Source organism: Halomicrobium sp. HArcel3, assembly GCF_058933135.1.
Genome location: NZ_JBZYDN010000003.1, coordinates 435,001 through 456,069, shown reverse-complemented (window position 1 = coordinate 456,069; position 21,069 = coordinate 435,001). Strand labels below are relative to the sequence as shown.

Here is a 21,069-nt window from a genome sequence, read left to right as displayed (position 1 = left end):
ATATGAGGTTGTATATATCCTGCGACTGGCAGAGGGAGTCGGGGTTCTATCGCTCGTGGTTTGTGTCGAGGAGTGTCGGATTCCTCCCACGGCTGAAGCCGTGGGCATCCTCCTTGCATCTCTGTGACAACCGTCTGAACGGCGAGCCATGCGGCTGATGACCGAGTCCGACGGGGAACGACGGTTGCGATTCCGCTATAACATTCTCCTGACTGTACTCGTCCTCGTCGCGCCAGTGGCGATGCTCCTGGAAGCAGGGACGGTCGACTGGTTCTGGGTCGTCGCCGGGGCCGTTCTCAACGGCGTCGTCTTCGGCCCCTTCGCACAGACGGCGACGGCAGACCGCATCGACGACTTGGCCGGTGAACCCGGCCTCCGGAAGGCTCTCATCATCGTCGTCGGGGCCGTCTGTATCTGGTCGGCTATCGCAGTAGTACAGCCGAGTGGCGTGACACTCGGTAGTTTCGTCGTCGGCGGGATGGCTGCGCTCCTCGTCGTCAGCGTCGTCCAGCAGATCTCGCCGTAAACCGTCAACCACGGACTGGATCGTCGATCGACGGCAATGTCGTTTCTGACACAGATCGAAAGACAGGTGCAAGCGCGCGTCGACCAGTTGTCACGAACGATGGAGCGGACCCACGACCTCCTCAGCGGCGATTTCGCCGCCGCTCTCCACGCTCTCGTCGACGCACTCGGGGCCGACGTCGACGACGCCGTCGTCAGGGTCGACCGCGACGAGCTCGAATCACCGCCGGACGGCGAGACCTGCCGCCACACGTGGGAGCGCTCGATCGACCAATTCGAACGGCTACCTGAAGCGGACGAGGGCGGTCGGACGGGGTGGCGATGCGATCCGACGGACGAGGCGGCGTGGAAAGCGTTCCGCGACGTCGTCGGCCTCGCAGAGAACGCGACGGGTGCGTACTTCGTCTACCGCGTCACCCTCCTGCGCGAGGGGCAGGAGGTGTTCGATGCGGTTCCACACCACAGTTCCGCGGGACTGAACGCCGACCTGCTCGGCGAAACGACCGTCGGGGAGGCGAACACCGCACTCGAAGACGTGGCCGGGTGTCTGGTCCCGTCGCAACCGGTCGTGGAGTGGACCGCTGACGACCGACGCTGGTCCGTCGGGGGCGGTTCGCTCTGTGTGGAGCGCGTCGACGGCCCGACGAGCAAGTGTTACGAAGTCACCAATCTCCGGCGCGTCCGGGTCAGGGACGACGGTACGGCCCTCGACCTTCGCTGGGCTGCGGAGGGTTTTCCCGACGACCTGATCGGGCGAACGCTGTCGTGGGCGGCTGGAAAGCTGTACAGTCCACCCGAGATGATACCCTGTGAGAGTACTGCGCGAGCGGCCGAAGTCCAGGCAGTCCTCAGGGAAACGTTAGAACGATTCGACGGACGGCAGGTGTGACCGGCCGAGGTAACTGGAGAGGAAGAGAAGAAACGGCGCTCGCGCTTACAGCTCGCCCAGCTTCCGGAGGAGCTGACCGCGGTACTCCTCGTCGGCCTGGATCCCCTTGCGTTCGAGGACGTTGCGTTCCAGTTTGTCCAGTGCGACGTTGAACGCCGTGTCGGCGCCGTAGCCCTCGCCGGAGCCGGCGGCCTGGCCCTTGTTCGTGCGCAGGCGGATCTGGCACTGGATCAGGGGCGTGCCGCGGAGTCGCTCCTTGTGCTGCTGGAACCGGACGTGGGCGTGCTGGACCTGCATCTCCTGGTACTTGTCGACGACCTCTTCGATGCTCTCGCGGACGTCGCCGCGTTCGAGCGTGCCCAGCAGCGAGACGTTGGTAATCTGGACGTCCATGTGCTCCTCCTCGGTGAACGTGAGCGCGCGCAGGACGTCCGTCTTGGTGACGATGCCGGCGATGGTTTGGTCGTCGCCGTCGGGGGTGACGACCAGGCCGGCGTAGTCGTTGTCGAGCATCCGTTCGACGGCGTCGCGGACGGAGTCGTCCATGGCAGCGGTGGCGACGGGGCTGTTCATCACGTCGTAGACCGGGAGGTCGAGGACGCGTTCGACCTCGCCGGCGCGGTCGCCCCGCGTGGCCTTGGTCATGTCCCGGACGACCACGTCGACGATGTCGTGGGTCGTCACCATCCCGGCGAGGTGGCCGTCGTCGTCGACCACGGGGACCCGTGAGATGCCGTGTTCTCGCAGGCTGTTGATCGCCTGCCCGACGTGGGTGTCCTCGGCCACCGTCACGACGTTCTCGGTGTAGATGTCCGCGACGGTGAGCGCGTCGAGGTTGTCGAGGACGGCCTCGAGGATGGCGTCACCGGTGACGATCCCCCAGAGGTCGTCGCCCTCGAACACGGGCGCGATCTTCGACCCGCCCTCGACGAGGACCCGTGCGACCTCCCGGACGTCGTCGGTCCGTTCGGCCCTGGGCGCCGAGCGCATCATCGCCCCAGCCTTCGCGTCGTCCTCGACGTGAGACTGGACGAACTGCTTTTGCGTGATGATGCCGGCGTACTCACCACCCTCGGTCACGACGATCCCCTTGGGGTTCTCCCGCTCGAAGATAGAGCGAACCTTGCCGAGGCGTTTGTCGGCGTCGATAGCGACGAAGTCACTGGTGGCGATGTCGGCTATATTCATCGTACTTCTCAGGTAGTCCGTTTGACGTCGGAGGTAATCAAGGTTGGTCTGATTCTCACCACTGGCCCATCGACCCCATCCCTTTCGGTCGAACACACCTGGTGAGCGACTGTGCTCGAGGCCGCGGGCCAGTCACTAAACCCCTGACGACCCTAGCTGAACTGTGATCCCCGATATCACCGTCCTGGGACCGTACACGTACCTCGCGACGGAGGTGGCGTGGGGCACCATCGCCATCGCGCTCCTGTGGTACGCCGACGCGTTCCGCGCGGCCGCGCGCACCATCGCGATTCTATACCCCTTCGCGTTCGTCTGGGACTGGTACACGCTGGAGGTGGGCGTGTTCGCCATCCCGATGCGAACCGGCGTCGAACTGCTCGGGATTCCCATCGAGGAGCACATCTTCATGGTCGTCGTGCCCGCGATGGTCGTCGGCGTCCACGAATCGCTCCGCTCGTTCGACGAGGACAGTCACTGACGGACGGCGGACCGAGTCGCGGTGCGACTAGCGACTGGGTAAACACCTCACAGACCTGCCAACTCTGCTTGCCATTGTTACGCAAACGGTAGTGAGCGACGAACGCTGTCAGCATCGATCCGAGCGCGGATCACGCCCTCTTCGGGCGGTTACTAGGTCATTATATTCGTCAATACACACGGAAGATCACCGACGCAAGGTATTTGTGTTGGCGAAGTGATTTTGACAACGAGGTGAACCGATCTATGTCCGCCACCCCCCACATCGAACTGTACGTCCGCTCGCTTCTCCCCACCGGCGCCCACGAGCGCCAGGAGGCAGTCGTCGATCAGCTGCAACGGCTCGACCGAGAAGACCAGATCGGCGACTTCTCGGTCATCGTCTGGGGCAAACAGGTCGCTCGCGACTCCGCCGCCGCCCACACCGAGGAAGGCCAGTACATTCTCAATCGCGTCGCCGAGTTCAAGCAGTGGGCGCTCTCGAACAACGTCTCGCTCGAATCGTTCTACCAGACGAGCACTGTGGACAACGAAGTCACCGAGGACGCCTACACCGCCATCACGCTCCCCGTCATGGGTCTGGCAGAGTACAAGAACGGGGAGCTCCAGCACGTCGCCCCCTGTACGAAGGGCGACGTCGTGCACACGATCATGGATCGGCTCGAACGCCTGGAGCACGGCGAACCGTCCGCACTCGAACAGGAACGGCGGACCGCGAGCGTGGTCTGAGCGTCGAACGACCGAGCGGGCAACGAGTTCTCCCGATTCTCGAACCTACGCGCTGGCGGCCGCGCTGGCGACCGGTAGCTCGACCGTGAAGGTCGCGCCCTCGGCGTCGCCGTCTTCGACCCAGACGCTCCCGCCGTACTGCTCGACGAGCGTCGAGACGAGATAGAGGCCGATACCCGTCCCGCCGCTTTCGGGCCCCATTTCACCCTTGCCGAAGATATCCTTCTTGCGGTCGTCGGTGATGCCCGGTCCGTTGTCCGCGACGGTTATTCGAACGACGCTGTCGGCTACCGTCGCCTGGACGGTTACCCGCGGCGTCGACGCGTCGTTGTGACGAACGGCGTTGGCCAGCAGGTTACCGAACACCGACTGAAGCGCCTCGTTCGCCTCGACTGGAACGGCAGGGAGATCCCCCGATACGCTGATCTCCGCCGCCTCGAACACCGCCTGCTTCTTGGCGACTTCCGCGGCAATCACCTCGGAGACGTCGACGTTCTTCAGATCGACGTCGCCGCCGCGTAGCGAATCGACGAACTCGCCCACGTTCGCCGTGAGTTCGGCGATGTGGTCGCAGGTGTCCCGGATGCGGTCGACGTGTTCCTGCCCTTCGTCGTCGACGTGGGCAGAGAGCGCATCGGACCACCCGAGGAGGAGCTGGACGTCGTTGTTGATGTCGTGGCGGACGAGCCGGTTGATCAGCGCCAGTTCCTCGCTCCGGGACTGTAATTTCTGCTCGTGTCGCTTCTGCTGTGTGATGTCCCGCGTGATGAACTGGACGGTGCTGGCGTCGTCCGTCTCCCGGAGCGGCGTGACGACGTTGTGAAAGTGACGGACGCCGATGTCGTCCTGGAACGTCACCGCGCTACCGGCCGTGACCGCCCGTCGACCGTGTTCGAGACGGCCAGCCGCGACGTCGGCCGGCAGGACGTCCGACAACTGCTCGTCGATGAGTTCTGCCCGCGTTGTCCCGTGCGCCCTCGCCATCGAGTCGTTCGCCGCGAGAATCCGGCCGTCCGTCGTGACCTCGACGATTTCGTCCGGCGTGTTGTCGACGAGTTGCTCGTACTTGCGCCGCGCCCGGTGCTGGGAGACGACGTTGTGGATCCTGTTGGCCAGCAACTGGAGTTTGTCCTCCTCGATGATCCGGTTCTTCAGCAGGTAGTCGTCGACGCCGGCGCCGATGGCCTCGCTCGCCACAGTCTCGTCGCCCCTGCCGGTCAGCAGGATGAACGGGACGTCGAACTCCTCGTCGATGCGCCGGAACAGTTCCAGCCCGTTCATTTCCGGCATCTGGTAGTCGCTGACCACGCAATCGATCTGCTGGTCGCGAACGACCGCCAGCGCCTCCTCCCCGGTCTTGGCCGTCTGCGTGGCGATGTTGTGTTTCCCACCTAGCGTCTCCGCCGTTATGGCGACGAAGAACTCGCTGTCGTCGACGACGAGCACGTTGGCGAGACCGGCATCTTCCATGCGTATGGCTGGAATTCGTCCGATTTAACTCGTCTGGCCGAGGTATCTCTCCTGATAATCACGGTGCGGATCGCGTCCGACCCACGCGTCACTGGCGAAGGACGGCGGCGCAAAAGTAGTGGGTTTGGGTAGAAGCATAATATGTCATTTCGCGCCACCCCTTGGTTCACCAAAGGAGGGGCGATTCACGAACTCCTTCCCCCGTACTTTTCTGTTCTCGAACTGGCTTTGCTGGTCATAGCGGTGCTTCTGGATACTGACTCGTCTCCGCGCTCAGCAATCTTCTCTCCTACCATTCCGCAGTAAAGGTTCTAGATGATTAACCCGGTACAGATCTGATGCCGTTACCAGGATCACAAGTAGGCGCCCGCATAGAGACAGTCAATATAGCCCACTTATCAAGATTGTGTCTATTTGATTTTCAGTCGAGTCGGGCAATAACCCTATCTCTACAAGTTCACTACTTAAGTATGTGGGAAGTGTCTATACGACAAAATTTCAAACCAAAAAGTATATTAAATTGTCCTTTGGAATGTAATTGTATGTCTGATAACAGATCATACAATCGCCGTAAGGTAATCAAGACTGTAGGACTGTTCGGTTCGTTAGGAGCGATCCCTGCTACTGCGGCCGCATCAAATGATGGTAAGAATCACTTCGAGGTGGTTGATGAAGCTGGAAATTTCTCAACGTGGAAACTTTGGCTTGATAACGATAACACAAAAGACATTGTTGAATTGATAAAAAATACTGGTAAAGCTATTGAGATCGGATCGGCAGCACTTCTTGCTGCAACTGGCGGCTCAGCCGCGGCCCCTGCAGGGGCAGCAGCGACCATCGGTGCTATACTTCTTGGTTCGGCGGGATACATTAGCGATGAAAATGAGGGTAAAGGAATTATTTTAAAAATGCATTATCAGGGTGCGAAAAGACTGTGGTCCGAAGTTGATTCACAGGGTGAGGGAACGGACTGGAGCCCAATCTAAGAATAGAATACCTGTTGAACTTGGCGTGAAGCAGAAGAATCACTCTTAAAAAGAGTGCTAAGAAGTATAGCAGGCCTGGCCCTGCGTGAAAATTAATCCATTTTTCAACTTGTATATTGGATTAATGAAAATCAAACTGAATACACGTTGGATTGTTTGATTTGAAAAACTTTAAAAAGAAACAATGGGTTTGGGCAGATTTGAACTGCCGGCCTCCTCCATGTCAAGGAGGTGTCATAACCAGCCTAGACCACAAACCCTCGCTGGCTTCCTCTGCACTCATTCGTAAATCAGGGGTATAATTGAAGGTTTCGAAATCGCGGTTCCGTATGGGGGTGTTGACGATGCGCACGACCAGCCCTCGTGACACGATGTTCTCCTTGGCATTACGATCCGCGTGGGATGAGAATATAGAGAGAGTGCGGTGGCACTAGCATCCGCGCGAACGAAGTGAGCGTGGTTCAACCGACGGCGAGACCGCAGGTCGAGCCGTCGGCCTTTTTTCATCGACGTTCGTCAGAGCGAAGTCGTACGAGAGAGCGGAGCTCTCTCGTGATGACGAGGGACCTACGGTCCCTCGAACCACTCTGACGCAGCCCATCAGAAGTGCTTCGCACTTCTGAGGACGTTTTTTGTGGGGGGTTGAGCGCTCGACGGAGGAGAGCGCGATGCCCCCCACGAAAAAAGGTCGGTCGAAGGGCTTATGCCGATGTACTGATTCGTACATTACAACACGAAAGCGTCCATTGGTGACACACAATGCAGGACTACATCGAACGCGTGACCGAGGGAGAGGACCTGAGCCAGGACGAGGCGCGGACGGCCGCGACGGCGGTGTTCGGGGACGCCACCGAATCACAGATAGGGGCGCTCCTCACGGCGCTCCGGGCCAAGGGCGAGACCGAGACGGAAATCGCCGGCTTCGCCGAGGGGATGCGCGGTGCCGCGCGGACCATCGAACCCGACCGGACGCCGCTGGTCGACACCTGCGGCACTGGCGGTGACGACTACAACACGATCAACGTCTCGACGACGAGCACGTTCGTCGCCGCTGGCGCTGGTGTCCCCATCGCCAAGCACGGCAACTACTCGGTCTCCTCGTCCTCGGGGAGCGCCGACGTCCTGGAGGAAGTGGGCGTAAACGTCGAGGCCGAACCGCCCGCCGTCGAGGCGGCCATCGAGGCCGACGGCATCGGGTTCATGCTCGCGCCGGTGTTCCACCCGGCGATGAAAGCGGTCATCGGCCCGCGCAAGGAACTCGGGATGCGGACCATCTTCAACATCCTCGGGCCGCTGACGAACCCTGCCGGCGCCGACGCGCAGGTCCTGGGCGTCTACGACGACGACCTGGTTCCCCTGATCGCAAACGCGCTCGCGCACATGGACGTCGAGCGCGCGATGGTCGTCCACGGCTCGGGCCTGGACGAGATAACCATCCACGACGAGACGACCGTCGCCGAGGTGTCGGGGTCGTCCATCGAGGAGTACACGCTCCACCCCGAAGACATCGGCCTCCAGCAACACGACATCGAGGCGGTCGCTGGCGGTCAGCCGTCGGAAAACGCCGCCGACATGCGCGGCATCGTGGAGGGGTCGGTCGACGGCGCCAAGCGCGACATCATCCTCGCCAACGCCGGCGCGGCCGTCTACGTCTCCGGCGAGGCATCCTCCCACCGCGAAGGCGTCGAGATGGCCGAGCAGGCCATCGAGTCCGGCGGCGCGGCCGACAAGCTCGACGACCTCCGGAGTGCGAGGGTATGACGCGGGTGAAGGTCTGCGGCATCACGAACCCCGGAGACCGCGACGCGGTCGTCGCCGCCGGGGCGGACGCGGTCGGCGTCATCTCCGGCGTCTCCGTCGACACGCCCCGAGAGGTCGACCAGCAGACGGCCGTCGAACTCGTCGCCGGGGCCCCGCCGCTCGCGACGAGCGTCCTCGTTACGATGCCCGACGCCGTCCAGAAGGCGGTTCGTCGCGTCGACGCCGTCCGGCCCGACGTCGTCCAGGTCCACGCCGGACTGGATCCGAACGAACTCGGTGCACTCGGCCGCCGGGTCGACGCGAAGGTGATCGCGGCCGTCGACGCCGAGCAGTCCGACGTCGCGCAGTTCGCCGACGTGGCGGACGCGCTGCTCGTCGATTCGGTCGACGCCGAAGGCGGCGGCGGCACAGGCGAAACCCACGACTGGAACCGGACGCGCGAGTTCGTCGCAGACCTCAACGTCCCCGTAATCCTCGCTGGCGGCCTCACGCCCGATAACGTGGCCGAGGCCGTCGAGACTGTCGAACCGTTCGCCGTCGACGTCGCGTCGGGGGTCGAATCCGAAGGCGGCCTCAAGGACCACGAGGCCGTCGAGCAATTCGTCGCGGGTGTGAGAACGGCGGATCCCGGCGGTCCCGGTGCGGAGGTGTCGACGTGACCCTCGACGTCTCCCGCGAGGAGTTCGTCGACCTGGCTGCGGAGGGGGACGGACCCACGGTCGTCCGCGCCGTCGCCGACCTCGACGTGGCCGTCGAACCCCTGGCGGCCTACGCCGCGCTGACCGGGCGGACGTCGGACGCCGAGGGCGCCGGCGACAGCGACTACGCCTTCCTGCTGGAGAGCGCCGAGAAGGTCGCCTCCAGCGACCCCGACGGCGCCTTCGCCGCGACGACGGACGACCGGCACGCCCGCTACTCATTCGTCGGCTACGACCCGGACGCCGTCGTCACCGTCGACGCCGACGACACTGCCGTCGAAACGCTCGACGACCGACTGGACGGACTGATCACGACCAACGGCGGCGACGTGCTCGACGACCTGCGGGCCACCATGCCCGACGTCGATTTGCGGGGCTTCCCGGCACACGACCGTCAACTGCTCGACGGCGGCCTCGTCGGCTTCCTCGCCTACGACGCCGTCTACGACCTCTGGCTCGAGGAGGTCGGCGTCGAGCGGCCCGACTCCCGGTTTCCGGACGCCCAGTTCGTCCTGAGCACGGCGACGCTCCGGTTCGACCACGCCGAGGATTCGGTGTCGCTGGTGTTCACCCCCCTCCTCAGTGACGGTGCGGACGGTCACGATGGTGACGATGAGGTCGCCGACGGTGACGACGCCGGCGAACGCTACGACGAACTCGTCGCCGAGGCCGAGCGCGTCGAGGCGGCCCTGACGACCGCCGACGACCTGGAGACCGGCGGGTTCACGCGGGAACACGAGGACGCTGGCCCGCGCGACGAGTACGAGGCCGCCGTCGAGAAAGCCAAGGAGTCGGTGCTCTCGGGTGACATCTACCAGGGCGTCATCTCGCGCAAGCGTGAGCTCTACGGCGAGATGGACCCCATCGGGCTGTACGAGTCGCTCCGCGATATCAACCCTTCGCCGTACATGTACCTGCTCGACTTCGACGGCCTGAGCGTCGTCGGCGCGAGCCCCGAGACGCTCGTCTCCGTCGCGGGCGACCTGATCACCTCGAACCCCATCGCGGGCACGTGCTCGCGCGGAACCAGCCCCGTCGAGGACCGCCGGCTGGCCGGCGAGATGCTCGCCGACGACAAGGAGCGGGCCGAGCACACGATGCTGGTCGATCTGGCGCGCAACGACGTCCGGCGGGTCAGTGAACCGGGTTCGGTTCGCGTCGAAGAGTTCATGAACGTCCTCAAGTACAGCCACGTCCAGCACATCGAGTCCACCGTGACGGGGACGCTGGCCGAGGACTGTGATGCTTTCGACGCGGTGCGGGGCACCTTCCCCGCGGGGACCCTGTCTGGGGCGCCGAAGATCCGCGCGATGGAGATCATCGACGACCTCGAACGCGAACCACGGGGGCTCTACGGCGGCGGCGTCGGCTACGTCTCGTGGACCGGCGACACGGACTTCGCCATCGTGATCCGGTCGGCCACCGTCGAAGAGACGGGAGACGGCCGGCAACGAACGACCGTTCAGGCCGGCGCCGGCATCGTCGCCGACTCCGTCCCCGCGAGCGAGTACGAGGAGACCGAGAAGAAGATGGGCGGCGTCCTCGACGCCGTCGAGGCCATCGAGGAGCCGGCGAGGGCCGAGTCAGCGGGTGACACCGCGCCCGGGGAGGTGACCCGATGAGCGCCACGGCCGTGGACGCGAAGCGGGTTCTCTTCGTCGACAACTTCGACTCGTTCACGTACAACCTCGTGGAGTACACGTCCGAACACGCCGAGACCGAGGTGCTGAAGAACACCGCGTCGCTCGACGAGATTCGGGCGGCCGACCCGGACGCGATAATCATCTCGCCCGGGCCGGGCCACCCGAAGAACGACCGCGACGTCGGCGTCACGATGGACGTCCTCCGCGAGGTCAGTCCCGAGGTGCCGACGCTCGGCGTCTGTCTCGGCCTGGAAGCCGCCGTCTACGAGTACGGCGGGACCGTCGGACGGGCCCCGGAACCCATCCACGGCAAGGCGTTCCCGGTCGACCACGACGGCCGCGGCGTCTTCGCCGGCCTCGACCAGGGGTTCCAGGGCGGGCGCTACCACTCGCTCGTCGCGACCGAGGTGCCCGACTGCTTCGAGGTGACGGCGACGACCGAGGCCGAAACGGACGACGGGACGGTCGAACTCGTGATGGGCGTCCGCCACCGCGAGTACCCCATCGAGGCGGTGCAGTTCCACCCCGAGTCCGTGCTGACCGCTGTCGGCCACGACGTCATCCGGAACTTCCTGGACGGCGTGTGAGGGCAGCACAGGCGATACCCACGCCCAGTTCTGTTGCTTAGACCGCGACGGCCAGCGGGGCGCCGACCATCCCGAGCAGCCACAGCACGCCGACGACGACGAGTGCGACGAGGACGAGTTTCCAGGCGATCTGGAGGACGAACCGGCCGACCAGGATGACCGCCGCGAGGGCGAGCAAGCCGAGAAGGATCGAGGGAACGGAGCCGAGGGGACCCAGCGTCTGTAGCATGCCAGATACTATCCACTCGCGAGACAAGTATCTTGTCGCCGAGGCAGGGAACGGGCGTCGCGATCGAGTCCCGTCTACCCAAGACCTATAAGAATCAATATGTAAAACGTGGCGAGCGGACGCCGAGTCACTGACTCGACCGTTCACCGGGTGGGTCCCGACGCATAGCGGGCACCGATTCGTTCTCGGATTTCCACTGCGAACCGGGAGACGACACCCACCTCACAGAGATCCAGTGTCACTTTCACTGCGGTCTAAACACCATTATTATGCCACCGCTAAATTGTACTGTACGGACGCGAATCACGCGCGATGGCCACTGGGCCGCGGCTGATATAACCCACCAGTGATATATTCGAATAGAGAGCGAACACCCACCGACCGAAGGGTTATTGGGTCATCCAGCAGAACACGGTTTCCGTCACAAATGAGAGGATATCGGACAGACGCCGAGAGGGGAATAGCCCGACAGACAGTCGCTGTCGGCAGGAGGACTGACGAATGAGCGACGCCGACGTTTCCGCCGACGAAATAGACCTGCCGATCAAACGCACCACCGGTGACACGCTCGAGGAACGCCTCACCGGCAACGCGTATCACAACATCCTGCCCGCCCGATACCTCCGCAAGGACTCGGACGGCGAACTGATCGAGTCCCAGGAGGACCTGTTCGTCCGCGTCGGCCGCAACGTCGCCCTCGCCGAGGCCGTCTTCGAAGCCCGCCGACGGGACACCACGGTCACCGTCACGCCCGACCAGCTCAAGCCCGACCACCCGCGCCGCGACGAACTCGCCGCGGAAGTGTTCGGCGCCGGGACGACCACCGAGGACGACGTCGAGACCGACCTCTCGGTGTACAACGTCAACAAGTTCGCCTACGAGACCGTCGTCCCCGAACTGCCAGATGAGATCCGCGAGCACGTCGAGACGACCGCCGCCGAGTTCCAGGAGGCCATGGAGAAGCTCTCGTTCATGCCCAACTCGCCGACCCTGATGAACGCCGGCGACGAACTCCAGCAGCTCTCGGCCTGCTTTGTCGACTCGCCCGACGACGACATCGACGACATCCACCAGACGGCCAAGGAGGCCGCTCAGGTGTTCCAGTCCGGCGGCGGCATGGGCTACGCCTTCTGGCGCCTGCGCCCCTACGGCGACCCCGTCGGGTCGACCGGCGGCATCGCCAGCGGTCCGATCACCTTCATGCGGACGTACGACCAGATGTGCGAGACCATCGCGCAGGGCGGCGCCCGTCGTGGCGCCCAGATGGGCGTCATGCGCGTCTCCCACCCGGACGTCATCCAGTTCATCCACGCCAAGAACAAGGACGTCTCGCTCGCCGAGACCCTCCGACTCAACGACCCCGACGACTTCACGCACAACAGTTTCGCCGAGGCCCTGGAGGAGTCCCGCGAACTCATCACCGACGACGGCCAGGTCCCCAAGCACCTCCGGAACGCCGTCGAAGGCCACCTCTCTAACTTCAACATCTCCGTCGGCATCACCGACGACTTCATGGAGGCGGTGAAGGCAGACGAGGAGTTCACCTTCACCAACCCCCGCACCGGCGAGGCACACGTCGCCACCGAAGAGACGAAGGAACTGTACGAGATGTTCGACCTCGGCGAGTACGTCGAGGTCGGGGAAGAACTGTCCGTTCCCGCCGAGGAGCTCTGGGAACGCATCGTCGACGGCGCCCACGAGAACGGCGAACCGGGCGTCATCTACCTCGAACGCGTCAACAAGCGCCACTCCTTCGACGTCGAGGAACACCCCGACCACCGCATTCTCGCGACGAACCCCTGCGGTGAGCAGCCCCTCGAAGAGTACGAGGCCTGCAACCTCGGCCACATCAACCTCTCGACGCTCGCGGACATGGAAGCGCCCGACTGGCGCATCTGGTCCGAACAGCACCGCGACGAGTACGACTCGCTGGAAGACGCCGTCGACGCCTTCCTCGCGGACGCACTCGACGAGGCGGAACTCGACCGTCGCATCCAGCTCGGCACCCGGTTCCTCGAGAACGTCGTCACGATGTCCGACTTCCCGGTCGACAAGATCGAACAGAAGGTCCGGGAGATGCGAAAGATCGGCCTCGGCATCATGGGCCTGGCACAGCTGTACATCCAGCTCGGCGTCAAGTACGGCTCCGACGAAGCCGACGAGATCGCCCGCCAGATCATGACCCAGATCAACCACGAGTCCAAGTGGACCAGCCACGAACTCGCCCAGCAGCGCGGGCCGTTCGCCGACTGGGAGGACTCGAAGTACGCGAACCCCACCGAGTACCGCGACTGGTTCGAGGGGCAGACCGGTCTCGACGCCGACGACTGGGAAGACGGCTTCCCCGTCCGGAACCACAACACGACGACCATCGCACCCACCGGCACGACGTCGATGGTCGGCAACACCACCGGCGGCTGTGAGCCCATCTACAACGTCGCCTACTACAAGAACGTCTCCGACGACGTCCAGGGCGACGAGATGCTCGTCGAGTTCGACGACTACTTCCTCCGCGTGCTGGAGGACAACGACATCGACATCGACGCCGTGAAGGAAGAGGCCCAGGAGCAGATGGCCAACAACGAGTTCGACGGCGTCGACGGCCTCACCACCGTCCCGGACGCCGTCGGTGAGCTGTTCGTGACGACGGGTCAGCTGACCCCGAAGCAACACGCGGGCATCCAGTGTGCCTGCCAGCAGGGCGTCGACTCCGCCATCTCGAAGACCGTCAACGCGCCCAACGACTCCACCGTCGAGGACGCCAAGGAAGTGTTCGAGTACATCTACGAACACGGCGGCAAGGGCGTCACCTACTACCGCGACGGCACCCGCTCGAAGCAGGTGCTCACCACGCGCGCGGACAACACGGAGTTCGCGGACATGGACGAGGGCGAGATCGTCGCACAGATCGAGGAGGTCTTCGGCGGCATCGAAGGGTTCCTCGAGAACGAGGCCGTCCAGGCCGCCATCGACGACTCCGTCGCCGACCTGCTGGAGGTCGCCGACGGCGAGAAGACCGTCTTCGCCGAGAAGCAGACCCGCCCGGACGTCCTCCACGGCGTCACCCAGCGCATCGACACGGGCTACGGGAAGCTCTACGTCAACATCAACGAGGACCCCGAGCAGGAGCGACCGTTCGAGCTGTTCGCCAACATCGGGAACTCCGGCGGGTTCACCGCCTCCTTCACCGAGGCGCTGGCCAAGACCATCTCGACGGCGCTGCGTTCGGGCGTCGACCCCCGCGAGATCGCCGACGAACTCCAGGGCATCCGCTCGCCGAAGGTCGCCTGGGACAAGGGCGAACAGATCCAGTCCATCCCGGACGCCATCGGCACCGCGATGCGCCGGTACCTCGACGGCGAGGTCGACAAGGCCTACCCGCAACAGACCACGCTCGAGGAGACCGCCGACGACGCCGACGGCGAGTCGGCCGACGACCCGAACCGCGACGCGCCCTCGCCCGAGACGGACGGCGGTGGCGTCTCGGCCGAGAGCGGCGGACAGGACGCCGGTCCGAGCGACGCCGACCAGCAGTCCATCATCGACGCGGGCGAGAGCCCCGAGTGCCCCGACTGCGGCGCGATGAGCCTCTACTACTCCGAAGGCTGCAAGACCTGCGAGTCCTGTGGCTGGTCGGAGTGCTAGGAGAAGGTACGTCTTAGTGCGGTAATTTCTGCGGCCCTTTTCGGATTGTCGGCCGAGTCGACGATGCAACTGCAGAGACGTCGAACACCTCGAAAGCCCCCGGTCGCTCGTCGGCTACGACTCGCTGCGTGCACTCACTGCGTTCGTGTGCTTACTTCGTCTCGCTCGACGAGCGACCGGCCCCTTTCAGTCCCACCCGACTGGTTGTGGCACCGAGCAACAGGAACGTGGATAGTGACTCACCGCACCGTCTTCGACACCCACCCGGTCGCGCCGTTGGGGAACGCCTCCCTCCGGGTACCGGACTGGAGCGTGCCGTCGTCTTCGACCGCGCGGACGACGACTTCGTGGCTTCCACCTGGTGGGTCGTACTCGTCGACCCACTGTCGCCAGACGTCTTCTCCCGGGAGGGGGTCGGAGAGTCGAGCCTCGTTCCAGGAGTCCCCACCGTCAGTGGAGATCTCCACTTTCGAAACGCCGCGCGTCCCGGCATAGGCGTGGCCGGCGACCTGTTTGCGGCCGTCGTCGAGGTCGTTGACGGCCCAGAGCTTGGCGACCGTCGACACCGGGCCGGTGCCGTGCCAGCCGCGTTGCTCCCAGTACCCCTCGGCGTCGCGTTCGAGGAACTCGATCTCGGTGAGCCACTTGACCTGGACCTCGCCCCAGTGGCCGGGGACGAGCGCGCGGAGGGGGTAGCCGTGGCCGCGGGGCAGGTCGCGGCCGTTCATCTCGTAGGCCAGGAGTCCGCCGCGGAGCGCCTCGGTGGGAAACACCTGGAAGTAGCCGTCGGCAGCGTGGAGTTTGACGCAGTCACAGTCGCCGCCGGGGTCGGCCGCATCGATCAGTTCCTCAGTGGGGACGCCGGTCCAGAGCGCGTTGTCGAGTTTCTGGCCGTTGAGCGAGTCGCCGACGCATCGCAGGGTCGAGAACTCGGTCCGCTCGTCCATCGAACGGAGGTCGTCGAGTGAGTACGTCACCACGGACTTGACCGCGCCCGTCACGGCGAGCGACCAGTCGTCGGGGTCGACCCGCGGGTCGGCGGCGTTGATGTCGACCTGGTAGAAATCGCGGCTCACGAGGGGTTCGATGCCGGAGACGTCGAGGGAGCGCTCGGACGCCAGTTCGAGGCTCTCGCGGACCGATTCGGGAACGTCCGCCGAGAGCGGCTGATCGGGACGGCTCGACGGCGATGACCGCGTGAGGGCGACGGTCCCCAGTCCGAGCGCGGCGGCGACGCCACCGACGACGCGACGCCGCACGGGGTCCGGGCTGCCGCCGATGCTCGCCGTCGCCACCGGCAGGAAGCCGGCCGTGGAGACGACGAACGCCGCACCGGCGGCCGCACCCGTTGCGGAGGCGAAGTTGACCGTCACCAGGGCGGTGGCGGCCCAGACGAACGCGGCCCCCAGCACCACGGGGACGGCCCGGTTCCGGAGCTGGTCACCGACGCGAATCGCCAGCCAGACCAGCACGGCCACGGCGAGTGCAGTCAGGAACGACGCGAGCAGCAGGTTCAGCTGCTGGCCGACGCTGCCGAGCCGTTCGATCGCGACGGCGACGACCGGGCCCGGCATCGCACGGGAGAGGACGCGTTCCAGCGGCGAGCCCAGGAACGCGGGCGCGAGCCCGACCGCTGCGTAAGAGCCGGCGACGGCACCCACGCCGGCGAGCACGGCCACGAGAGCGTCCGCGACCGCGGGGAAACGCGTGGCCTCGGTCATGGCCGGATCGAAGGGTGTGAGCGACTTAACGGTTCTTCGGATACCGTGCCGAATTCCACCCCGCAAGAGCCAAGCCGCCGCGGGTCGACGCGACGAGTATGACCGACAGTGGTGGTCGGCCGTGCCCGATGTGCGAGACACCCATGTACCACCGCCACTGCAAGTACGTCTGTCCCGTCCACGGCGTCGTCTACGACTGCGCCGACACGTTCTACTGACGGGCCCAGCTATCAAATCTGGGAACTCACGACCCGAGTTTATAGTGGTCGAGCGGCGACTCTCCTACAATGACCGATGCGGATGGAGGCGAGATTTGCGTCCTCCACGTGGACGACGACGCCGACTTCGCCGAGATGGTAGGGATGCAGTTACGACGCCAGAACGAGGAGATCTCGGTCGTCACCGAAACGAGCGTCGACGACGGCCTGGCGCGCCTCCAGACCGAGGACGTCGACTGCGTCGTCAGCGACCACGACATGCCCGGGAAGGACGGGCTCGCGTTCCTCAGAGCGGTGCGCGAGGCCTATCCGGAGTTGCCGTTCGTCCTCTTCACCGGGAAGGGGAGCGAAGAGATAGCCAGCGACGCCATCTCCGCGGGCGTCACGGAGTACCTCCAGAAGGAGACGGGGACCGACCAGTACGCGGTGCTGGCGAACCGCATCGAACAGGCCGTCTCGTCCGACCGGGCCAAGCGCGCGCTCGAGGAGTCCGAGCGACGGCTCTCGACGCTCATCTCGAACCTGCCGGGGATGGTCTACCGGTGCCGGAACGAGCGCGGATGGCCGATGACGTTCGTGAGTGACGGGGCGGCGGCGCTCACCGGGTACTCGGCCGACGCCATCGAGTCCGGCGACGTGAGCTGGAACGAGGACGTCATACGCGAGGCCGACCGCGAAGCGATGTGGGAGCAGGTCCAGAGCGCCGTCGGCGCGGACGAACCGTTCGAGGTGACCTACCGCATCGAGACCGCCGACGGCGAGGAACGCTGGGTGTGGGAGCGCGGTCGCGCGGTCGAGACGGCGGACGAGACGGAGGTCATCGAGGGGTTCATCACGGACATCACGACCAGGAAAGAGCGCGAGCGGGAACTCAGGGAGGAGCGGGAGTTCACGGAGACGGTTCTCGATTCCCTGGACGACGTGTTCTACCTCGTCACACCCGCCGGATCGCTCCGCCGCTGGAACGAGCGCTTCGCCGAACTCACTGGGTACGCAGACGACGAGATCGCCTCGATGAACGTCTTCGACTTCTTCCCGTCGGAGTACCACCAGGAGATAACCGAGGAGACGAGGCACGCGCTCGTCGAAGACGACGTGGCCGAGTTCGAGGCCGAGCTCGAGGCGAAAGACGGCGAGCGGATCCGTCTGGAGTGTCGCGGGAGGCCGGTGACGGACAGCGACGGCGAGGTCATCGGCGTCAGCGGCGTCGGTCGGGACGTCTCGGAGCGGAAGGCCCAGGAGCGGGAACTCGAAGCCTTCGCCAGCCTCGTGAGTCACGACCTCCGCAACCCGCTCAACGTCGTCCAGGGGCGCGTCCAGCTCGCACTGGAGAGCGGCTCCGTCGAGAACCTGGCGGCCGCCCGCGACGCCGCCGACCGGATGGAACGGCTCATCGACGACGTCGTTCGACTGACGCGACAGAACCACGAAGTCGGAGACGTCGAGCCCGTCGAGGTGGCCGACGTCGCGACCGACGCGTGGGACCAGTTCGAAGCAGACGGGTCGTCACTGACGGTGGAGACGGCCCGGACCGTCGAGGCGAATCCCGACCGCTTCCGCGAACTCCTCGCTGAGCTCTTCCAGAACGCGGTCCGACACGGTTCGGACGACGACGAGCCGGTCGCCGTCCGGGTCGGCGACACCGACGAGGGATTCTTCGTCGCCGACGACGGGGTCGGTATCGACCCCGACCGCCGCCATGACGTGTTCGAGGAGGGGTACACGACCAGCACGGACGGCACGGGGCTCGGCCTGCCGCTCGTCGAACGCATCGCCGCTGCCCACGGCTGGACCGTCACGGTCGCCGAGAGCGAGGAAGGTGTTCGCTTCGAGATAGCCGTTTAGGAAGGCTGGTCCCGCCAGACGTGCCGATACGTCGGCCCGGCCAGGACGAGCAACGCGACCGCGGCGGAGACGACGACCACGTGGAGACCGGCGCCCAGTCCCTGCATCGAGAGCTGACGCATCGACGCGCCAGCGAGGACCTCCAGGACCACCCACGGAACTTCGCCGACGAACGTCCCGACGACGAACGCGCGTGAGGACACGCCGGAGACGCCCGCGCCGTAGGAGACCGGGTCGGCGGGAATCGGCGAGAGACGGGCCGCGAGGACGCCCCGCGTCGCACCGGTGACCTCGACGACTCGGCGGCCGGCGGCACCGAGCCGATCGACGATCGTCTCTGGGGAGTCTTCCGGGTCGTCCACGCCGACGTAGCGAGCGAAGAGGAACGGCGGGACACACGTCAGGGTCGCGCCGACGAGGGCGACCGGGACACCGTACGTGACACCGAGGACGTAGCCGACCAGCGCGGAGATGGGGCTGATCGGCCAGGCGAACAGCGGGCGGACCAGATAGAGGACGACGAGCGCGCCGCCGAAGAGGACGGGACGCGTCGAGAGCCCGGCCAGTTCGGCGAGCAGGCGCGCCGGCGAGAGGAGAATCGTCGCCACGAGCGCGACGCCGACGAGCAGGACCGACCCCGCAACCTGGCGCCGCGACAGCCAGTTCATCGAGTGAACACCGCGTTCGAATCGTCAAACCTCTTGTGGTCTCCCGGGTCCGAGCCGTCCCAAACGCTTAATCCCGGCGGCGGCGTCGCTCCCGGTCGTGACGGACGACGACCGCATCGAACTCGGCCTCGAACTGCTCGCCCACCTCGAACACGGCGAGCTCTCGGTCAAGGAGGCGATGGACCGCATCGAAATCGTCACGACGAGTCCACAGTTGCAGCGGGACATCCTCGACGAGGCGGCCCGTCGCGGCGTGGTCGAGCGCGAGGGCGGGACGGTCCGACCGGTCGCGGACGGGACGTACGTGAGTTTCGAGAGCGACGTCGTCGTCAAGGAAGGCGAGTTCTCGTGTCAGCGCTGCGGCGCCGGCATCTCGGAGGGCCACTTCGTCCAGTTCGACGCCGACGAGATGGGGCCGTTCGGGTCGACGTGTATCAGAAAGGTGCTCGGTCGGGAGTGATACTGTCGGTTGTACCAATTTTCAGCAGGCACACGCCACCCAGGGTGAACTGGGGCTGAACGAACTGACGACGCAAAACACCGGAAACGAATTACAACCGACAGTACGAGGTGGTGGCCGCTCAACGACCGCGGCGGAGTTCCTCGATGAGCTGCTTGACGGTGCGCTGTTGCTGCTCGAGGAGCTCGTTCTGCTGTTCGACCGCGGCCGTCAGGTCTTCGAGCTGGTCGGTGACGGCTTCGAGATCGTCGCTGCTGGCGGCCGTGGACTCCGCGGCGGTGCTCGCGGCGTCGGCGGCCGACTCCAGATCGACGGTCGAGGCGGCGGTCTGGGCGGACTGGCCGGTCGAGGAGTCGCGCTCCCGCGTCGCCGTCGAAGCAGTGCCGGTGCTGGCCTGCTCGGACGATGGTTCCGGTTCGGCGGCGGATTCCTCGTCGTCCGAGTCGCTGACGAGCGGGTCGATGCCCGAATCGAGGCCGAGGCCGCTGGAGTGGTCGTCGCTCTCGTCGGCGTTGGGATCCGCCGTCTCGACGGCGATTTTCCGGTTGAGCGCGTCGAGCGAGTCGACGTCGTGGTAGTCGAACAGCGCCTCCTGGAGCGTCCGGCGGACGACGCCGGCCTGCTCGTTGGGCGCCTTGATGCGTTCGGGGCGCCCGTCGGCCTCGATGACGACGGCCGTCGCGACGCTACCGTCCTCGAAGTGCAGGCCCGTCACGTCGTCGTAGTCGTACACCTCGAAGTCGCCGTCCCAGGTGTAGCTGCCGACGTGTTTGAGTACGCGCTGCTGGGCGACGACGAGCGTGAGTTCGCTGAAGCGGAAGACGCCAGTCACGGACTCGTCGTCGTCGAGCACGCCCTCGATGCGGAGGTTGCTCTCGACGAGGCGTTCGAGCACCGGGTCGGTCCGGTTGCCCGGGACGGTGAACTTCTCCTCCCGGTCGACGTAGGTCATCGTGTACTTGGTCTTGCGTCGGCCTTCGGAGACGGCGAGCCGTTCGAAGTCGTGTGCGTACTCCGAGACGCCTTCGTCACTCAGGAGTCCCTCACTCCGGTAGACGAGCGATCGCGTCGGGGTGAAACAGATCGCGTCATCGTCACCGAGCGACACCCCAGCCTGAATCTCCTCGTCCCCGAGCGACTGCCGGACGAGGTCTGGTACGTCCATGCTCATGACGTACTCGTCCGGTGGCTTAAATCCGCGGGTGAAACACCACGACCGAAGCCCGGTCTCGACGGTCGAACGTGACGGCCGACAGACCCCTCGAATGCCGGCGATTTGTGACTTCATCGGGTTCGGTGATCGACGGGACGGCGAGGCACGAGACCGACT

General features: G+C 65.1%; 19 protein-coding genes and 1 tRNA gene. 13 read left to right on the top strand and 7 right to left on the bottom strand.

The genetic code is table 11. The features are described from left to right. Window positions 1-157: 157 nt before the first annotated feature. On the top strand, window positions 158-526 hold the full coding sequence (locus AC5FRV_RS11705) for a hypothetical protein (RefSeq protein ID WP_493561269.1): 369 nt from the start codon (window positions 158-160) through the stop codon (window positions 524-526). Between the two features lie 36 nt (window positions 527-562). Continuing rightward, on the top strand, window positions 563-1,414 hold the full coding sequence (locus tag AC5FRV_RS11700; protein ID WP_493561268.1) for a hypothetical protein: 852 nt from the start codon (window positions 563-565) through the stop codon (window positions 1,412-1,414). 45 nt (window positions 1,415-1,459) lie between these two features. Here AC5FRV_RS11700 and AC5FRV_RS11695 read toward each other — a convergent pair whose 3' ends face one another. After that, window positions 1,460-2,602 carry a CBS domain-containing protein gene (locus tag AC5FRV_RS11695; protein ID WP_493561267.1) on the bottom strand — a complete coding sequence of 381 codons (1,143 nt, stop codon included), beginning with the start codon at window positions 2,600-2,602 and terminating at the stop codon, window positions 1,460-1,462. A gap of 163 nt (window positions 2,603-2,765) precedes the next feature. Between AC5FRV_RS11695 and AC5FRV_RS11690 the strand changes: the two genes are divergently transcribed. Together AC5FRV_RS11690 and AC5FRV_RS11685 are read left to right on the top strand one after the other, a co-directional pair. Beyond that, the gene (locus AC5FRV_RS11690; protein ID WP_493561266.1) at window positions 2,766-3,080 is read left to right on the top strand and encodes a lycopene cyclase domain-containing protein; all 315 of its coding nucleotides are present in this window, start codon (window positions 2,766-2,768) and stop codon (window positions 3,078-3,080) included. A 245-nt stretch (window positions 3,081-3,325) separates the two neighbouring features. Continuing rightward, complete coding sequence (locus AC5FRV_RS11685; protein ID WP_493561265.1) at window positions 3,326-3,808, top strand: HTH domain-containing protein; 483 nt, start codon at window positions 3,326-3,328, stop codon at window positions 3,806-3,808. Between the two features lie 45 nt (window positions 3,809-3,853). On the opposite strand, the gene AC5FRV_RS11680 is transcribed toward AC5FRV_RS11685, so the two are convergent. Continuing rightward, a complete protein-coding gene (locus AC5FRV_RS11680; RefSeq protein ID WP_493561264.1) occupies window positions 3,854-5,278 on the bottom strand; it encodes an ATP-binding protein in 1,425 nt (474 codons plus the stop codon). 542 nt (window positions 5,279-5,820) lie between these two features. Between AC5FRV_RS11680 and AC5FRV_RS11675 the strand changes: the two genes are divergently transcribed. Then, entirely contained in the window at window positions 5,821-6,264 is a 444-nt protein-coding gene (locus AC5FRV_RS11675; RefSeq protein WP_493561263.1) for a hypothetical protein, read from the top strand. Between the two features lie 185 nt (window positions 6,265-6,449). Here the strand turns inward: AC5FRV_RS11675 and AC5FRV_RS11670 are convergent. Continuing rightward, a tRNA-Val gene (locus AC5FRV_RS11670) sits at window positions 6,450-6,524 on the bottom strand. 499 nt (window positions 6,525-7,023) lie between these two features. On the opposite strand from AC5FRV_RS11670, the gene trpD reads away from it, so the two are divergent. The 4 genes from trpD to trpG are packed head-to-tail and all read left to right on the top strand — an operon-like array spanning window position 7,024 to window position 10,953. Continuing rightward, entirely contained in the window at window positions 7,024-8,025 is a 1,002-nt protein-coding gene (gene trpD, locus AC5FRV_RS11665; protein WP_493561262.1) for an anthranilate phosphoribosyltransferase, read from the top strand. After that, entirely contained in the window at window positions 8,022-8,684 is a 663-nt protein-coding gene (locus tag AC5FRV_RS11660; protein WP_493561261.1) for a phosphoribosylanthranilate isomerase, read from the top strand. Before trpD ends, AC5FRV_RS11660 begins: the two co-directional genes overlap by 4 nt. After that, entirely contained in the window at window positions 8,681-10,345 is a 1,665-nt protein-coding gene (gene trpE, locus AC5FRV_RS11655; RefSeq protein ID WP_493561260.1) for an anthranilate synthase component I, read from the top strand. Before AC5FRV_RS11660 ends, trpE begins: the two co-directional genes overlap by 4 nt. Then, the gene (gene trpG / locus AC5FRV_RS11650) at window positions 10,342-10,953 is read left to right on the top strand and encodes an anthranilate synthase component II (protein WP_493561259.1); all 612 of its coding nucleotides are present in this window, start codon (window positions 10,342-10,344) and stop codon (window positions 10,951-10,953) included. Before trpE ends, trpG begins: the two co-directional genes overlap by 4 nt. Before the next feature lie 37 nt (window positions 10,954-10,990). Here trpG and AC5FRV_RS11645 read toward each other — a convergent pair whose 3' ends face one another. Further along, window positions 10,991-11,182 (bottom strand): DUF8029 family protein, encoded by a 192-nt coding sequence (locus AC5FRV_RS11645; protein ID WP_493561258.1) that lies wholly within the window; start codon window positions 11,180-11,182, stop codon window positions 10,991-10,993. Between the two features lie 501 nt (window positions 11,183-11,683). On the opposite strand from AC5FRV_RS11645, the gene AC5FRV_RS11640 reads away from it, so the two are divergent. Further along, window positions 11,684-14,827 carry an adenosylcobalamin-dependent ribonucleoside-diphosphate reductase gene (locus tag AC5FRV_RS11640; RefSeq protein ID WP_493561257.1) on the top strand — a complete coding sequence of 1,048 codons (3,144 nt, stop codon included), beginning with the start codon at window positions 11,684-11,686 and terminating at the stop codon, window positions 14,825-14,827. A 239-nt stretch (window positions 14,828-15,066) separates the two neighbouring features. Here the strand turns inward: AC5FRV_RS11640 and AC5FRV_RS11635 are convergent, their stop codons facing one another. Then, on the bottom strand, window positions 15,067-16,548 hold the full coding sequence (locus AC5FRV_RS11635) for a molybdopterin-dependent oxidoreductase (protein ID WP_493561256.1): 1,482 nt from the start codon (window positions 16,546-16,548) through the stop codon (window positions 15,067-15,069). Between the two features lie 98 nt (window positions 16,549-16,646). Here AC5FRV_RS11635 and AC5FRV_RS11630 point away from each other — a divergent pair, with 98 nt between their 5' ends. Both AC5FRV_RS11630 and AC5FRV_RS11625 read left to right on the top strand, forming a co-directional pair. Then, on the top strand, window positions 16,647-16,766 hold the full coding sequence (locus tag AC5FRV_RS11630) for an HVO_2523 family zinc finger protein (RefSeq protein WP_342713951.1): 120 nt from the start codon (window positions 16,647-16,649) through the stop codon (window positions 16,764-16,766). 69 nt (window positions 16,767-16,835) lie between these two features. Next, window positions 16,836-18,611 carry a sensor histidine kinase gene (locus AC5FRV_RS11625; RefSeq protein ID WP_493561255.1) on the top strand — a complete coding sequence of 592 codons (1,776 nt, stop codon included), beginning with the start codon at window positions 16,836-16,838 and terminating at the stop codon, window positions 18,609-18,611. Here AC5FRV_RS11625 and AC5FRV_RS11620 read toward each other — a convergent pair. Next, complete coding sequence (locus tag AC5FRV_RS11620) at window positions 18,608-19,279, bottom strand: TVP38/TMEM64 family protein (protein ID WP_493561254.1); 672 nt, start codon at window positions 19,277-19,279, stop codon at window positions 18,608-18,610. The genes AC5FRV_RS11625 and AC5FRV_RS11620 overlap by 4 nt on opposite strands. A gap of 97 nt (window positions 19,280-19,376) precedes the next feature. On the opposite strand from AC5FRV_RS11620, the gene AC5FRV_RS11615 reads away from it, so the two are divergent. Continuing rightward, the gene (locus AC5FRV_RS11615; protein WP_177227192.1) at window positions 19,377-19,739 is read left to right on the top strand and encodes a DUF5830 family protein; all 363 of its coding nucleotides are present in this window, start codon (window positions 19,377-19,379) and stop codon (window positions 19,737-19,739) included. A 121-nt stretch (window positions 19,740-19,860) separates the two neighbouring features. Here AC5FRV_RS11615 and AC5FRV_RS11610 read toward each other — a convergent pair whose 3' ends face one another. After that, window positions 19,861-20,904 (bottom strand): DUF7115 domain-containing protein, encoded by a 1,044-nt coding sequence (locus tag AC5FRV_RS11610; RefSeq protein WP_493561253.1) that lies wholly within the window; start codon window positions 20,902-20,904, stop codon window positions 19,861-19,863. Window positions 20,905-21,069: the final 165 nt, after the last annotated feature.

What these genes read in the sequence shown, in the direction of transcription:
- AC5FRV_RS11705 (WP_493561269.1), top strand. Translation starts at nt 158, where the DNA reads ATGACCGAGTCCGACGGGGAACGACGGTTGCGATTCCGCTATAACATT.
- AC5FRV_RS11700 (WP_493561268.1), top strand. Translation starts at nt 563, where the DNA reads ATGTCGTTTCTGACACAGATCGAAAGACAGGTGCAAGCGCGCGTCGAC.
- AC5FRV_RS11695 (WP_493561267.1), bottom strand. Translation starts at nt 2,602, where the DNA reads ATGAATATAGCCGACATCGCCACCAGTGACTTCGTCGCTATCGACGCC.
- AC5FRV_RS11685 (WP_493561265.1), top strand. Translation starts at nt 3,326, where the DNA reads ATGTCCGCCACCCCCCACATCGAACTGTACGTCCGCTCGCTTCTCCCC.
- AC5FRV_RS11680 (WP_493561264.1), bottom strand. Translation starts at nt 5,278, where the DNA reads ATGGAAGATGCCGGTCTCGCCAACGTGCTCGTCGTCGACGACAGCGAG.
- AC5FRV_RS11675 (WP_493561263.1), top strand. Translation starts at nt 5,821, where the DNA reads ATGTCTGATAACAGATCATACAATCGCCGTAAGGTAATCAAGACTGTA.
- trpD (WP_493561262.1), top strand. Translation starts at nt 7,024, where the DNA reads ATGCAGGACTACATCGAACGCGTGACCGAGGGAGAGGACCTGAGCCAG.
- AC5FRV_RS11660 (WP_493561261.1), top strand. Translation starts at nt 8,022, where the DNA reads ATGACGCGGGTGAAGGTCTGCGGCATCACGAACCCCGGAGACCGCGAC.
- trpG (WP_493561259.1), top strand. Translation starts at nt 10,342, where the DNA reads ATGAGCGCCACGGCCGTGGACGCGAAGCGGGTTCTCTTCGTCGACAAC.
- AC5FRV_RS11645 (WP_493561258.1), bottom strand. Translation starts at nt 11,182, where the DNA reads ATGCTACAGACGCTGGGTCCCCTCGGCTCCGTTCCCTCGATCCTTCTC.
- AC5FRV_RS11640 (WP_493561257.1), top strand. Translation starts at nt 11,684, where the DNA reads ATGAGCGACGCCGACGTTTCCGCCGACGAAATAGACCTGCCGATCAAA.
- AC5FRV_RS11635 (WP_493561256.1), bottom strand. Translation starts at nt 16,548, where the DNA reads ATGACCGAGGCCACGCGTTTCCCCGCGGTCGCGGACGCTCTCGTGGCC.
- AC5FRV_RS11630 (WP_342713951.1), top strand. Translation starts at nt 16,647, where the DNA reads ATGACCGACAGTGGTGGTCGGCCGTGCCCGATGTGCGAGACACCCATG.
- AC5FRV_RS11625 (WP_493561255.1), top strand. Translation starts at nt 16,836, where the DNA reads ATGACCGATGCGGATGGAGGCGAGATTTGCGTCCTCCACGTGGACGAC.
- AC5FRV_RS11620 (WP_493561254.1), bottom strand. Translation starts at nt 19,279, where the DNA reads ATGAACTGGCTGTCGCGGCGCCAGGTTGCGGGGTCGGTCCTGCTCGTC.
- AC5FRV_RS11610 (WP_493561253.1), bottom strand. Translation starts at nt 20,904, where the DNA reads ATGGACGTACCAGACCTCGTCCGGCAGTCGCTCGGGGACGAGGAGATT.